Origin of the sequence: Stutzerimonas marianensis (assembly GCF_022810315.1) — a bacterium.
Taxonomy (GTDB): Bacteria; Pseudomonadota; Gammaproteobacteria; order Pseudomonadales; family Pseudomonadaceae; genus Stutzerimonas; species Stutzerimonas marianensis.
In genome coordinates this window covers 83,971-98,636 of the sequence record NZ_JALGRD010000003.1, presented here as the reverse complement: position 1 = coordinate 98,636, position 14,666 = coordinate 83,971, and the positions used below count along the sequence as shown (strand labels likewise).

Here is a 14,666-nt window from a genome sequence, read left to right as displayed (position 1 = left end):
CAGCGAATCAGGCCGGTTCGGCGGGGGAAAGACTCTCCGCCACGAACGCCGACTCGCCAGGGCGCGCCTGCTCGAGGCGCGCGAGGATCTGTGTCGGTGTCATCGGGCGGTCGAGCAGGAAACCCTGCAAGGTCTCGCAACCAAGCCCGGTGAGAAATTGCTGCTGCTCGGCGGTTTCCACCCCCTCCGCCACCACCTGCAGCCCCAGGGCCTTGGCCAGCGCGATGATCGCCGAGACGATCACCGAATCCTCGTTGCCCACGCTCATGTCACGCACGAAGGCACGGTCGATCTTCAGCTCGCTGGCGGGCAACCGCTTGAGGTAGAGCAGGCTCGAATAGCCGGTGCCAAAGTCATCGATCGAGGCCCTCACACCAAGGGCCGTGAGCTGCTCCAGCGTTTCAATCGTCGTCTCGGGGTTACGCATCGCGACCGTTTCGGTGACCTCGATGGTCAGCATGGCCGGCGGGATGCCATGCCGCCCAATCGCTTCGGTCACCACGCCCAGCAGGTCCGGCTGCTCGAACTGAACTGCGGACAGATTGACCGCGACGGTCCACTGGTCGAGCCCCTGCAGGTGCCATTCGCGCAGCTGTCGACAGGCTTCGTCGAGCACCCATCGGCCGATGGGGACGATCAGGCCCGTCTTTTCCGCGAGGGGCAGAAACGCATCGGGCGACAGCAGGCCGCGTTGCGGATGTTCCCAGCGCAATAGCGCTTCGAAACCTTGTACCGGGCCGGCGGGCGCCTCGAATTTCGGCTGATAGTGCAGGCGCAGCTCGCCGTTCGCTTCGGCCAGTCGCAGGTCATGCAACAGCTGCAACTGTTCGGCCGCGTTGGCGTTCATCGATGCTTCGAAGAAGTTGTAGCCGTTACGCCCGGTGCTCTTGGTGTGGTACATCGCCGCATCGGCGTGCAGCAGCAGATCGCGTTCGCTGTCGCCATCGCCGGGGTAGACGGCAATGCCGATACTGAGCGAGACGCTGAAGGTGTAGCGCGACAGCACGAACGTCTCGCTGATGCACTGAACCAGCTTGGCTGCCAGCGTGGCGGCATCGTCCGGCCCTGTGATGGTGGCCAGCAACACGAATTCGTCCCCGCCCAGCCGTGCCAGGGTGTCCTGCGCACGCACGCAGTCACGCAGCCTTTCGGCAACGCTGACCAGCAGCTGGTCGCCCAGGTGGTGGCCATAGGCATCGTTCACCGCCTTGAAACCGTCCAGATCCATGAACATCACGGCAAAGCTGCTTTGCTCACGTTGCGCCACCTTCAACGCCTGGCTGAGCCGGTCCTCGAGCAGCAGGCGATTCGGTAGCCGGGTCAGGTTGTCATGCAGGGCCAGTTGCATCAGCTCGGAGTTGGCTTTCTCCAGCGAATTGGCCAGCACCGACGTGCGTGACTGCAGGCGTGCGTCCAGCACCGACACGATTAGCGTGATCGCCAGCACGGCCAGGGTCACGACAATGACCAGCAAGGCGAGCCAGTTGGTATCCACGCCGTTGGCGGCGCCGCAATAGCTGCCCTCGGGAAAACTCGCCGCCGCCATGCCGGTGTAATGCATCCCGACGATGGCCAGCCCCATGACCAGCGCCGCCGCGCCGCGCAACGCCTTGACGTGATGCAGGTTCGCGCGCAGGCGAAACGCCAGCCAGAGCGCCGCCCCGGAAGCCGCAACAGCCACCAGAATCGAAACGACCAGCCAAGCCGCGTCATAAATGATGCCCGGCTGCATCCGTAGCGCCGCCATGCCGCTGTAGTGCATCACCGCGATGCCGGAACCGATCAGCAATGCGCCCTGAAGCAGACGCGTCCAGGGCAGTTCACGCTGGCAAACCAGCCACAGCGCCATCGCCGAGGCCATGACCGAAATAGCGAGGGAGCCCGCCGTGATCAGCGGGTCGTAGCCAAGGGGTATGGGCAAGCTGAACGCCAGCATGCCGATGAAATGCATGGACCAGATGCCCAGCCCCATCGAAAACGCCCCACCAGCCAGCCACCAGCGGGCAGCACGGCCTTGCGCGGTTGCGACACGCCCGGCCATGTCCAGCGCGGTATAGGAGGCCAGGACGGCAACAACGAACGAGAAAAACACCAGGATGTTGTTATAGCTACCAACCAGCATGGGCCCTGCCTCGGCGAATGGGGCGCGAATCTTGACCGAAAACCAGATAAAGGCGAAGTGCCATCATGCAGAATCATGCACGCCTCTTCCGAACGCCTCGGTCGCTCGAACCGTGTGTCGGCGCAACCGGACGGTTTTTAAGGATGCAAAAGCACTATCCGCTCAGCGGTGCCGGGCCAGACGTGCGCCGATGCGGCCGTGATCCAGAGCGCTGCGTTGGCAAACTCCTTGACCGAGCCGACAAGATGAGGCGAAATGCCAGCGCTGCGCCGATGAACAGGTCGCGGATTTGCGTCATCGATGATGGCACCCTCCCCCCCTGCACCCGGCATCGGCTCCACGAGCGACACCCGAGTGTGCGCTCCCGACCTGCATCCAGCCCGATGCTTCGCCTGTTAAACGCCGCGCTATTGGGCCGGATTCGATGACGAAATGATAGATGCCACCGGAACACCGGCTGGCAAATCGAATCCAACCCGACTATCGCCGCACCGCCTAAAAGGACACGCGCCAATGGCCTCACTGCAAGAACGCACCTTTACCGTCATTGCCAAGCATGAGCAGGACCTGATCGAAAGCTGGACAAAAGAGCTCGAGGCCAGCGGCATCTACCGCAACGTCAAGGCCGACGAATTCCGGCAGCAGACCGCTGAGTTCATCCGCCTGTTGGTCGCAGGCGCAAGTCGGGCCGAGTCCACCGACATTCGCTCCGCCAGCTGGAACGACATGCGCCAGTTTCTCGAGCAGCTGTCGCACAGTCGCGTGCTGCTGGGCTTCGATTCGCAGCAGACAGCCGGCTTCATCTTCTCGATCAAGCGTCCGCTGATGCCGCTGTTGCAAGCCGAATACGCTGATGAGCCGGGCCTGTTGGCCGATCAGATCTGGGCACTTTCGGAGCTGGTCGATCATTTGGGGCTGCACACGGTGCGCACCTTCCAGCAATCTCGCGAAGCGATCATCAAGCGTCAGCAGGAAGAGCTGCTGGAGCTGTCCACGCCGGTGGTCAAGCTCTGGGACGGCGTGCTGGCATTGCCGATGATCGGCACGCTCGATTCGCAACGCACCCAGGTGGTGATGGAGTCGCTGCTGCAGCGCATCGTCGACACCGGCTCGGAAATTGCCATCATCGACATCACCGGTGTGCCCACCGTCGACACCCTGGTCGCGCAGCACCTGCTCAAGACCGTCACGGCGATCCGTCTGATGGGTGCCGACTGCATCATCAGCGGCGTGCGGCCGCAGATCGCGCAGACCATCGTGCATCTGGGCCTGGATCTGCAGGGCATCGTGACCAAGGCGTCCCTCGCCGACGCGCTGGCGCTTGCCCTGCGCCGCTCCGGCCTGACCGTCAGCAAGGTCGTCTAAATGGAACGCATCCCGATTCTACGAATGGGCGATTTCCTGCTCGTGACCATTCAGGTCGACATGCACGACCAATTGGCAATGACGCTGCAGGACGACCTGGCCGAGCGAATCAGCTCGACTTCCGCACGGGCCGTGCTGATCGACATTTCCGCGTTGGACATGGTCGACTCCTTCATCGGCCGGATGATCAGCTCCATTTCCGGCCTCTCCCGCATCATGGACGCTGAAACCGTCGTCGTCGGCATGCAACCCGCGGTCGCCATCACCCTCGTCGAGCTGGGTCTGACCCTGCAAGGCGTGAGCACCGCACTGGATGTCGAGAAAGGCATGCAGCTGCTGCACAAGCGGATGGCCGCTCAATGAACGTGCGCACCAGCGGCAGCCTGGCGGTCCGCATCGAGCAGGATGTGGTCATCGCGCGGCAGGCCGTGCGCAAGCTGGCACAGGACTGCGGCATGCGCCTGATCGACCAGACCAAGCTGGTCACTGCGGTCAGCGAGCTGGCCCGCAACACCGTTGTCTACGGCGGTGGCGGCGACATGGACTGGGACGTCCTCGACGAAGGCCCGCGGACCGGCATCCGTCTGACCTTCCGCGACGAAGGCCCGGGCATCGCGGACGTCAAACTGGCGCTCACCGATGGCTGGACTTCGGGCGGCGGCCTGGGCCTGGGCCTGACCGGTGCGCGACGCCTCGTGGATGAATTCGATCTCGACAGCACGCCTGGCGTGGGTACGCGGATCAGTATCATCAAATGGTCATGACTGCCGGTGGCGCCACGACCCGCGTGGTACCGATCGAGGATGACAGCCAGATCGGCCAGGCCAGACGTGTCGCGCAAGCGCTCGCGACCGAGCTGGGGTTCAACGAAACCGATGCCGGCCGTGCGGCGCTGGTGGCGACCGAACTGTGCACCAACCTTCTGAAGCACGCCCACCACGGGGCTCTTCATATCCGCAGGATACCGGGGCGAAACGGCAGCGGGATCGAGCTGATCGCCGTGGACCGTGGCCCCGGCTTCGACCCGGCCCAGTGCCTCGCCGATGGTTTTTCCACTGGCGGCACCCAAGGAACCGGGCTCGGCGCCCTGTCGCGTCAGACGCAGGTCTTCGATATCCATTCCGATAGCCGGGGCTCGGTCGTCCTGGCGCAGCTCTACCCTCGCCACGCCTCGGCCCTGCCCCTGCGCTTCGGCATCAGCCAGCATGCACTGAACGACGACCCGGCCTGCGGCGATACCTGGCACATCGCGCTCAAGGGGGCACGCGTCGCAGCGCTGGTGATAGATGGCATCGGCCACGGGCAGGAGGCCGAGCGCGCCAGTCTTGCCGGCAAGGCAGCATTCGCCACGGCCCCCTTCGACGAACCAAGCAGTAACCTGATGAGCATGCACCAGGCGATGTCCGGCACGCGGGGCGGCGCCGCCGCCGTCGCGCTGTACGACGCCAACACCGGGACCCTGCGTTTCGCCGGGGTCGGCAATATCGGAGCGCACCTGCTGACGACGGAGAAGAGCCGCGGCCTGGCCTCGCATCCCGGTATCATCGGCGGCCAGTTCCGCAAGGCCCAGGTATTCGATTATCCGGTCGGCGACAGTCGCCTATTGATCATGTACAGCGATGGCCTGCAGTCCCGCTGGAATCTGCGCGACTATCCTGGCCTGGTGCACCGTCACCCGGCGATCATTGCCGCGCTGCTGCACCGCGATTTCAGCCGGGGTCGCGACGATGTAACCGTTATGGTGATTGCACTGGAGGCAATCGGTGACTGATTCCGAACGCTACGAGCAATTGCGCCGCGAGAACGAATCGCTACGCGCGGAGCTTGAAGAAACCAACCAGGGCGTGCTGGCGCTCTACGCCGAACTCGACACCCAGGCCGAGCAACTCCGGCAGGCCTCGGATTTGAAGAGCCGATTCCTGTCGTACATGAGCCATGAGTTCCGCACGCCACTGGGCTCGATCCGCAGCATCACCCGGCTGCTCAGCGACGAACTCGACGGCCCGCTGAGCCCCGAGCAGCACAAGCAGGTGCTGTTCATCAGCAGCGCTGCCGGGGAACTGACCGACATGGTCGACGACTTGCTGGACCTGGCCAAGATCGAAGCCGGTCGGATCACCATCTCGCCGGCCTGGTTCGACATGCTGGACCTGTTCTCTGCCCTGCGCGGCATGTTTCGCCCGATCGTGGACGCCAACGCGGTGGACCTGATCTTCGAGGAGCCGCTGGACATGCCACGGCTCTATACCGACGACAAGAAGCTCGCGCAGATCCTGCGCAACTTCATTTCCAACGCGCTCAAGTTCACCCAGAACGGTGAGGTTCGGGTCTCCGTGCGTCCCGAAGGCGACGCCGCGGTGCGCTTCGCCGTGACGGATACCGGCATCGGCATCCCCGAAGACCTGCACCTCACACTGTTCGAAGACTTCGTCCAGATCGATTCGCCGCTGCAGAAGCGGTTGCGTGGCACGGGGCTGGGTCTGTCCCTGTGCAAGCGCTTCGCCGAACTGCTGGGTGGGCGGGTCGGTGTCGAGAGCCAGCCGGGCGTCGGCTCGACGTTCTACGTGATCATTCCCGTCGCCATTTCCACGGAGCCGGTCAATGCAGCCTAAGAACACATTGCTGGTGGTAGATGACAATGGCGCCACTCGCTATGCGATCCGCCGTGTGCTCGAACGACACGGCTACAGCGTGCTGGAAGCCGGTACGGGCAACGAAGGGCTTGGACTGATTTTCAGCGAAACGATCGATGCACTGATTCTGGACGTGAACCTGCCGGACATGAGCGGCTTCGATATCGTCCGGCAATTGCGAACCGACGACCGGACCCGGCTGCTGCCGGTCATTCATGTATCCGCCGCTTCCATCCAGACCGGCGACATCATCACCGGCCTGGACGCGGGCGCAGATGCCTATCTGATCCACCCGGTAGACCCGGACGTGTTGCTCGCCACCTTGCGCACGCTGCTGCGCGTCCGCGATACCGAACACGCGCTGCGCGAAAGCGAAGCGCGGTTCCGCGACATCTTTTCCCAGGTTGCAGCACCGATCGCCGTGATCGACACGCAGTTGCACATCCATGAAAGCAACCGGGCCCTGAGCCAGCTGCTGGGTGAGCAGCCCGACCCTTGCGCACTGGCCGCCAGTCTGGCCGATGGTCAGCAACCCAAACTGCAAGCGCTGCGCGAAGCGCTTTCCAGCAGTGCCCGCTGGCAGGACACGCTGATCATGGAGGTCGCCGGAAATCGGCGCGAGACCAAGTGGCAGGTGTCACCCTATCGCGCGGACGAGCTCGGGCTGGTGGTCATCGAAGACGTGACCGAACAGCGTCAGCGGGAGCGCTCGCAGCGGCAGCAGCTGGACAACGCCAACACCGAGCTGGCCCGCGAAGTGGCCGAACGCGTCCGGACGGAGGCGCAACTGATGCAGGCGCAGAAGATGGATGCGCTTGGCAAGCTCACTGGCGGCATAGCCCATGACTTCAACAATCTGCTGACCGGCATTATCACCGGTATCGAACTGCTCAAGAAGCGCATGGACGAAGGCCGCAACGACGCCGTCCTGCGCTTCGCCGACACGGCGCTGAACTCGGCACGCAGCGCGGCTTCCATGACCAATCGCCTGCTCGCGTTCGCCCGCCAGCAGCCGCTGGATGCGCGCCCGGCGGACCTCAACGAACAGATCAGGTCGCTCGAGGAGCTGCTGCAGCGGACCATCGGTGAGCACATCTCGCTCAACCTGGACCTTTGCGCGCAGGGCGCCGTCGCCCAGGTGGATGCCAATCAGCTCGAGAGCGCCATTCTCAACCTCGTGATCAACGCCCGTGATGCCCTGCCGAACGGCGGGAACATCACCATCCGCACCGCTGCCTTGCAGGCTCAGGGCGATCCGGATCTGGACGACGGCAGCTATGTGGTGCTCACGGTCAAGGACGACGGTACCGGCATCGCGCCGGAGATCCTCAGTAAGGTGTTCGAGCCGTTCTTTACCACCAAGCCGCTCGGCCAGGGCACAGGCCTCGGCCTGTCGTCGATCTACGGCTTTGCGCGGCAATCGGGTGGCGAGGCTCGGCTGACCAGTGTGGTCGGCGAAGGCACCGAGGTTTCGCTGGTGCTGCCGACGGCAATAGCCGCCAGCGTCGCAACCAGCAACCTGAGCGACATGCCGATGGGCCAGGGCGAGCATGTGCTGATCGTCGAAGACATGCCCGCGGTGCGCATGCTGGTGGCCGAAATGCTCGGCGAAGCGGGTTATCGTTGCAGCGAGGCGGGCGATGTCGCCACGGCCCTGTCGGTGCTGCAGGATGATCCGAGCGTCGACCTGCTGCTGACCGATGTCGGGCTGCCGCAGCTGTCCGGACGAGACCTGGCGGACACGGCCCGCCTCCACCGCCCCGCTCTACCGGTGCTGTTCATGACCGGCTACGCCGAGAACGCCGTGCGCCGCGACCGTTTCCTTGTGGCCGGCATGGACATGGTGGTCAAACCCTTCCAGATCGGCGACCTGTTAGCGAAGGTGCGACAGATGCTCGACCAGCCGACCGGGCCGACCGCCCACTGACCCCTCGCCAACCGATTAGTCGCCACGCTTCGACCGAGCGTCGGTTGCGATCAGATCACTGTAATCACCGTAGCGATACCAGTCGTCGCCCATCATCTCAGCTGGGTGCTGGGTACGGTCGGCTCCGTTGCCGCAGGCAAGCGAGTCTGCCGGGCAATAGCGGTCGCAGCCCCAGCAGATGCGCTCGGGGTGCGGCGGGTTGAGCGGAAATTTCTTGGCCATCGGCGGCTCGGTCAGGGCTGGAGAATGAGCCCTCAGGCTAACCGGGCCCATCGCCTCTGAACTTGACCCGGCTCAAGGCTGACGGGCCATCTCGTTCAGACGTTCACCTCGGTCAGCTCCATCACGTGCGTGATGGCACCGGCCTTCGCATCCCAGACATAGCGGAAATGCGCCCCCTGCACAGGCAACGACACAGCCTGCGGGCGAAACGCGGCCACGCACTCGTGCCCCTCGAGCCTGACGCTTCGGTACAACAACCCCCAGGTCTTGCCGTCGCGCTGTTCACGCGCGAACGCCTGGCTGACGGGGTAGGCACTGATATCCGGGTCGTGCAACTCGGGCTGGTCACGCACGTCGATCAATGGCTTGACCACCCTGTTCACGTAGGCGCGCATGGTGATTTCGACATTTGCTTCGCGCGTGGCGGCCAGGAAGCGCTCCTGGTGAAATTTGGTCTCGGCGATCGCGGCATCGACCGAACTGGCGCAGTAATAGACGCCATAGGTGCCATCGCTGAAGCGGCTCTCGTTACCGATATGGGTGAACGCGGCCATCACCACGGTCGCGCCCGGCCCGCTGACACGATCGCCCGGTGCAACGCGCTGCAGCATACCCGCCTCCTCGCGCAACCGGTCGTTGGTCATGGCCTCGATGGCGAACGCGACCTCCAGATCAGCCGGATCGAGCGTATCCTCGAACACGCCCAGCGGAGGGTAGGAACTGTTCACCAGCCGGTAGGCCTTGCGCCAGCCCGGCAACACCGTCTGCGGCGGCATCAGCCCCGCACCCCGTCCAGATAGCGACGCACGTCGGCCAGGTCCACCACCTGGCCGCCCAGCATGTAGTCCAGAGCACTGCGCCCGTTGAACGGCGCGGCATCGTTGGGTTTGTGTACCCACTCGTACGCCCGCTCAACCTGATTGCTGAAGATTATTCTCAGGGCCTTGTGAATACCCATCAGATAGGAAATGCGCTCAAGGGTATCTCGTGGCAGACGCACTTCAGGCAACTTCTTGTACTTGAAGTAAGTGGTATTGCCGACCGAGCCCAAAAGAATCCGCTGTTGTTCGGCGCTGCACTTCCACAACCCCATCAGGTTGAAAAAGAACGTCAGCGCCACTCGCCCCGCATCGGGTGAGCTGATATCGGGTTTGCTGACCGCCTGTTCGAAATTCATCCGAACGCTCCGTCTAGTTGGTAACACAACCACAGACTACTACGCATCTGGATTATTACAACCTCTTTTATACATATACGTATTACTGAAGCCAACTATTACTGAGCGAATCTTCCATCACCTCCTTTGGCTTTGCCTCGAAAGCTTGCCGCTAACGCTCCGGCTCACAACACAGGCGTAGCGACGCCGCTCACGGCAATCAAGGTGGAAGAGTTCCGCCAGATTGAACCCTGCCAGCAGGCGCCGCTCTACCTAGGACAGTGCCTAACGAAGCTGGTCAATCGGAGGTCACGTGCTACCCAACCTCCAGACAGCGGGGTTACCCGTCAGCGTTGGCCTGCTGCTCGTTTGCGCAGTCGTGATAGGTATCGTTGGCACCCGGCTGACTCGGGTTGTCGATGAGCTGGCCGATCGCACCGGCATAGGCGAGGCAATGGCCGGCGCGATCCTGCTGGGCATGGCAACCTCTCTGTCCGGCATCGTGCTTTCGGTTACAGCTGCCTGGGAGGCGAAACCGGAACTGGCCATGAGCAATGCACTGGGCGGGATAGCCGTGCAGACACTCTTCCTGACTGTCGCGGATCTCGCCCTTCGGCGAGTCAACCTCGAACATGCGTCCGCTTCGATTGGCAACCTGATGCAAGGCACCTTGGTGTTGTGCCTGTTGGCGCTGATCATGGTGGGCGCTTTCGCCCCGAACGTTACCCTGTGGAGTATCCATCCGGTCACCCCGCTGTTATTGGTTGGCTACCTGTACGGGCTGCGCGTGATCGCCAAAGGGCAACGCGAGGCTATGTGGCTACCCACTCTTACCCGCGAGACGCGCGAGGACGCCCCAGCAAAGCAGGCCAAGACCAGGACACTTACTTCGCTCTGGGTTCAGTTCATGATCATGGCCGCGATACTCGGTTTCAGCGGGTGGCTGCTCGAGGCGTCAGCTAGCGAAATTGCCAGTCGAACCTGGCTAAGCGAAGCGGCCGTTGGCGTCTTGATGACGGCTGTCGTTACCTCGCTTCCCGAACTGGTGACTTCAGTTGCAGCGGTCAGACGTGGCGCATTGACGCTGGCCGTCGGCGGTATCATCGGAGGCAACGCGTTCGATACCCTGTTCGTCGCTGCCTCGGATGTCGCCTATCGAGAAGGTTCGATTTATCACCACGCCTCCAGCAGCGTGCTGCTCTGGGTCGCGCTGTCGATTCTGATGACAGCTGTTTTGCTCATGGGCTTGCTTCGCCGTGAGAAGCACGGCCTTGGCCGTATCGGCTTTGAAAGCGTGACCCTGATCGGGCTCTATTTCGCGGGCGTCGCCATGGTACTGACCAGGAGCGAACTCGGCTGAGGCCCCTCAGAACAACCCAAGCTGTTCATCCACCAGCGTGTCAAATCGGTCGTTCACGAACGGCAGGATGGCGTCTGCAATAGGCTCCAATTGACGCGACACATAATGGTCGTAATCGATCGGCGCCCGCCTCACCTCAAGCGGCTCAGGGCCAGCCACGGTGATCAGGTAACTGATCCAGCCGCCGTTCTGATATTGCCGCTGTCGACCATGCTGCAAGTTGTAATCGTCGGCGATCCGTGCGGCACGCACATGCGGCGGGACGTTACGCTCGTAGTCGTCCAGGCGACGACGAAGCCGCTTTCGCAGGATCAGCAAGCCATCCATCTCACCTGCCCGCGTGCGCCGGACGTAATCGCGCACGTACTCCTGATAGGGTTCATCATTGAAGATGCGTCGGTAGAGTTCCTGCTGAAACTGCTGAGCCAGCGGCGACCAGTCGGTGCGTACCGTTTCCAGCCCTTTGAAGACCAATCCGTCACTGCCATCGGCACGGGTGATCAATCCGGCATAACGCTTCTTGCTGCCCTCCTCCGCGCCGCGGATGGTCGGCATGAGGAAGCGCCTGAAATGGCTCTCGAACTGCAGCTCCAGCGCGCTCTGCAGCCCGTACGTCTGCTGCAGGTGCTCGCGCCACCAGGCGTTGATCAACTTCACCAACTGCCTGCCGATCCGCGCCGCGTCCTCATCACTGTGCGCACGCTTGAGCCAGACGAAGGTGGAATCGGTATCGCCGTAGATGACGCTGTAGCCTTCGGCTTCGATCAGCTCCCGGGTGCGGCGCATGATCTCGTGTCCGCGCAGTGTGATGGACGACGCCAGACGCGGGTCGAAAAAGCGACAGCCGCTGGAGCCGAGAACGCCGTAAAACGCATTCATGATGATTTTCAGCGCCTGCGACAGCGGCTTGTTGCCCTCGCGCTTGGCCGCTTCGCGCCCTTCCCAGACGCGCTCGACGATCGCCGGCAGGCAATGCCGCGTGCGCGAGAAGCGGGCGCCGCGAAACCCCGGCACCGAGGCCTCGTCAGCGGGCTGCCGCATGCCCTCCACCAGCCCCACCGGGTCGATCAAAAAGGTACGGATGATCGACGGATAAAGGCTCTTGTAGTCCAGCACCAGCACCGATTCGTACAACCCCGGCTGCGAATTCATCACGAAGCCACCAGGACTGGCTTCCGGTGGCCGCCCGCCGAGGTTCGGCGCGACGAAGCCCTGCCGGTGCATCAGCGGAATGTAGAGGTGCTCGAAGGCGGCCACCGAGCCGCCGCTACGGTCGGCTGGCAAGCCGGTCACGGTGGCGCGCTCGAGCAGAAAGGTCAGCAGCTCGGTTTTCTCGAAGATCCGCGTGACCAGTTCGCAGTCCTTGAGGTTGTAGCGCGCCAGCCCCGGCTTGTCCTCCGCGAACAGGCGGTTGATCTCGTCCATGCGCTGATACGGCGTGTCGATGGCCTTGCCCTCGCCGAGTAGCGTCTGGGCAACGTGTTCCAGACTGAAGGATGCAAAGCTCCAGGTCGCCGAACGCAACGCTTCGATGCCGTCGATCACCAACCGGCCGGGCACCGCGGCGAAATAGTGATGGCTGCGCTGACCATGCTCGCGCCAGGTCATTTCTTGCCCACCGCGTCCCAGGCGCAGGGGGACGCCATAGCGCTGCGCCTGATCTCGCAGCACACGCAGATCGAACTGCACCAGATTCCAGCCGATGATCGCGTCGGGATCGTGCTGCGCCATCCATCCGTTCAGTCGTTCGATCAGCTGGGCCCGGCTGTCGCAATACTCGAGGGCGAAATCCACCACCGTCTCGTCACCATTGGCAGGCCCTAGCATGTAGACCTGACGTTGGCCGCAGCCTTCCAGCGCGATGGAGTACAGCTCGCCTCGCATGGTCGTCTCGATATCCAGCGAGACCAGCCGAAGCGAGGGCCGGTAATCGGGCGCAGGTCTGATCTGCGCGTCGACCAACACGCCCTCCCCGTCGACATGCCCCAGGAAACTGACCGGCGCGGTGATGAAGCGCTCCATCAGGTAGCGTTCGGGTGGCCGGATATCCGCCTCGTAAACCTCGACACCGGCGGCCCGCAGCCGCTTGTCGAGGCTCATCAGTTGGCGGTGCTGCTTGCAGTACAGGCCAAGCACCGGCCTGTGGTTGAAGTCGGCCAGGTTCAGCGGGCGCAGCTCGACGTCTCGCTCGCCGGCCAGCAGCCGTTCGGCCTCGCGCTGCTGCGCGGCTGGCAGGAAGGCCACGGAAGGCTGGACGGGCACGCGAATCCGGCGCGGCCCCGCGTCGGTCGCCACCCAGAACTCCACCTCGGTGCCGGCCGCCGTGTCGCGCCAGTGGCGTGTCAGGACGAAGCCCTGCTGCAGATCCAAAGAATCGCCCTTAAAACTCGATCGGTGACGCGCATTCTACGTGGCTCGACGATCTGTCGCGCGCTTCATCACAGCGCCATGTCATACGATGTCTTAGCGGGAACCGGATGGACTAAAAGCCAATGAAGGCTTACGTAATCGGCCTTCTAGTTTTGACAAAGCCGGAGCCGGCCACAATACTCAGCCAGGTTGTACGACAACAATAACAATGGAACCCCGCACGCCCATGCCTTCTTCCGATTACGGATGGCCACCTCGCTCTCGCGACAGCCCGGCCGAACTCGTTACCTGACATTGCTACTACAGACGCGCTTTGCCGCCATCGGCAAGGACAGTCGCCTTCGCCCTGAAAAAACCACTCGATTAGGACGCTTGCCATGACAGCACCCACTACCGATCCCGTACCTGGCGCCAGCGCAGCGCGCCGCGAGTTCCTGCGGAAATCCCTGGTCGTCTCGGCCGGAGTCGCCTCGATGGGCGCCCTCGGCCTGCCACGCATCGCTTGCGCCGAGCCCCTGACGCAGCGCTACCCGGACGAACTGGTCGAGATTCTCGACGAGAGCTTCGCCAAGTACCGACTGTTCAATGCGAGTGTCGAGCGCCTGGCGACGGGCATGCGCTGGGCCGAAGGTCCGGTCTGGGTGGGCGACGGCCGCTATCTGCTGCTCAGTGACATTCCGGAAAACCGCATCATGCGCTGGGATGAGATCACCGAATCCTTCGATGTCTACCGCGAGCACTCCAATCATTCCAACGGCCTGGCGCGTGATCTTCAGGGCCGCCTGCTGGTGTGCGAAGGCTCCACGACGAACGGCATCGGCCGCCGCGTAACGCGCACCGAGCCCGACGGCAGCATCACGGTGCTTGCCGATACCTTCGAAGGTAAACGCTTCAATTCGCCCAACGACCTGGCTGTGGGCCACGACGGTTCGATCTGGTTCAGCGACCCGCCCTTCCAGACGAGCAACTACTACGAAGGCCACAAGATCGAGACCGAGCTAGACGACGGCGTCTACCGGATCGATGGCGAGACCGGTGCGGTAACGCGCGTGATCGACCAGATCGCCGGACCCAACGGGCTTTGTTTCTCGCCGGACCAGAAGACCTTGTACGTCGTCGAAGGACGTGCCAAGCCGAACCGGCTGGTCTGGGCCTATGCCGTCAATGACGACGGCACCCTGGGCGAACGCCGCAAGCATATCGAGGCGACCGCCTACGGCGCGCTGGACGGCATCAAGTGCGACGAGGACGGCAACCTCTGGTGCGGCTGGGGCAGTTCCGGGGCACCGGAGGCGACGCCTGCGGACCTGGATGGCGTGATGGTGTTCAACCCGCAAGGCAAGGCCATCGGCAAGATCCGCCTGCCCGAGCGCTGCGCCAATCTCTGCTTTGGCGGCGCCAAGGGCAACCGGCTGTTCATGGCCAGCAGCCACTCGGTGTATGCGCTCTACGTCAACACACGCGACGCAAGCTTCGGCAAGCACGGCAGCTGAACAGGCATGACGCTCAAC

At 63.2% G+C, this 14,666-nt stretch carries 13 protein-coding genes; 8 read left to right on the top strand and 5 right to left on the bottom strand.

The window, feature by feature from the left end:
- Positions 1-7: 7 nt before the first annotated feature.
- Positions 8-2,122: a putative bifunctional diguanylate cyclase/phosphodiesterase gene (locus tag MST27_RS06275; protein WP_243605147.1), complete on the bottom strand. Its 2,115-nt coding sequence runs from the start codon at positions 2,120-2,122 to the stop codon at positions 8-10.
- A gap of 513 nt (positions 2,123-2,635) precedes the next feature.
- Here MST27_RS06275 and MST27_RS06270 point away from each other — a divergent pair.
- From MST27_RS06270 to MST27_RS06245, 6 genes are read left to right on the top strand one after another with little or no spacing between them, the layout of a single operon-like run.
- Positions 2,636-3,487 (top strand): STAS domain-containing protein, encoded by an 852-nt coding sequence (locus MST27_RS06270; RefSeq protein WP_243605146.1) that lies wholly within the window; start codon positions 2,636-2,638, stop codon positions 3,485-3,487.
- A complete protein-coding gene (locus tag MST27_RS06265; protein WP_243605145.1) occupies positions 3,488-3,850 on the top strand; it encodes an STAS domain-containing protein in 363 nt (120 codons plus the stop codon).
- Positions 3,847-4,251, top strand: coding sequence for an anti-sigma regulatory factor (locus tag MST27_RS06260; RefSeq protein ID WP_243605144.1), 405 nt, complete (start codon positions 3,847-3,849; stop codon positions 4,249-4,251). The genes MST27_RS06265 and MST27_RS06260 overlap by 4 nt, the downstream gene beginning before the upstream one ends.
- Complete coding sequence (locus tag MST27_RS06255; RefSeq protein ID WP_243605387.1) at positions 4,248-5,258, top strand: ATP-binding protein; 1,011 nt, start codon at positions 4,248-4,250, stop codon at positions 5,256-5,258. The genes MST27_RS06260 and MST27_RS06255 overlap by 4 nt, the downstream gene beginning before the upstream one ends.
- Positions 5,251-6,099: an ATP-binding protein gene (locus tag MST27_RS06250; protein ID WP_243605143.1), complete on the top strand. Its 849-nt coding sequence runs from the start codon at positions 5,251-5,253 to the stop codon at positions 6,097-6,099. The genes MST27_RS06255 and MST27_RS06250 overlap by 8 nt, the downstream gene beginning before the upstream one ends.
- Entirely contained in the window at positions 6,089-8,047 is a 1,959-nt protein-coding gene (locus tag MST27_RS06245) for a response regulator (RefSeq protein WP_243605142.1), read from the top strand. The genes MST27_RS06250 and MST27_RS06245 overlap by 11 nt, the downstream gene beginning before the upstream one ends.
- 15 nt (positions 8,048-8,062) lie before the next feature.
- Here MST27_RS06245 and MST27_RS06240 read toward each other — a convergent pair whose 3' ends face one another.
- From MST27_RS06240 to MST27_RS06230, 3 genes are all read right to left on the bottom strand, one after another.
- The gene (locus MST27_RS06240) at positions 8,063-8,269 is read right to left on the bottom strand and encodes a DUF3079 domain-containing protein (protein WP_243605141.1); all 207 of its coding nucleotides are present in this window, start codon (positions 8,267-8,269) and stop codon (positions 8,063-8,065) included.
- Between the two features lie 95 nt (positions 8,270-8,364).
- Positions 8,365-9,045, bottom strand: coding sequence for an RES family NAD+ phosphorylase (locus MST27_RS06235; RefSeq protein ID WP_243605140.1), 681 nt, complete (start codon positions 9,043-9,045; stop codon positions 8,365-8,367).
- Positions 9,045-9,446, bottom strand: a complete 402-nt coding sequence (locus MST27_RS06230; protein ID WP_243605139.1) for an MbcA/ParS/Xre antitoxin family protein — start codon at positions 9,444-9,446, stop codon at positions 9,045-9,047. Before MST27_RS06230 ends, MST27_RS06235 begins: the two co-directional genes overlap by 1 nt.
- A 292-nt stretch (positions 9,447-9,738) precedes the next feature.
- Between MST27_RS06230 and MST27_RS06225 the strand changes: the two genes are divergently transcribed.
- Complete coding sequence (locus tag MST27_RS06225) at positions 9,739-10,785, top strand: sodium:calcium antiporter (protein ID WP_243605138.1); 1,047 nt, start codon at positions 9,739-9,741, stop codon at positions 10,783-10,785.
- A 6-nt stretch (positions 10,786-10,791) separates the two neighbouring features.
- Here MST27_RS06225 and MST27_RS06220 read toward each other — a convergent pair whose 3' ends face one another.
- Positions 10,792-13,155, bottom strand: coding sequence for a DNA polymerase II (locus MST27_RS06220; protein ID WP_243605137.1), 2,364 nt, complete (start codon positions 13,153-13,155; stop codon positions 10,792-10,794).
- Between the two features lie 377 nt (positions 13,156-13,532).
- On the opposite strand from MST27_RS06220, the gene MST27_RS06215 reads away from it, so the two are divergent.
- Positions 13,533-14,648, top strand: a complete 1,116-nt coding sequence (locus MST27_RS06215; protein ID WP_243605136.1) for an SMP-30/gluconolactonase/LRE family protein — start codon at positions 13,533-13,535, stop codon at positions 14,646-14,648.
- Positions 14,649-14,666 lie beyond the last annotated feature (18 nt).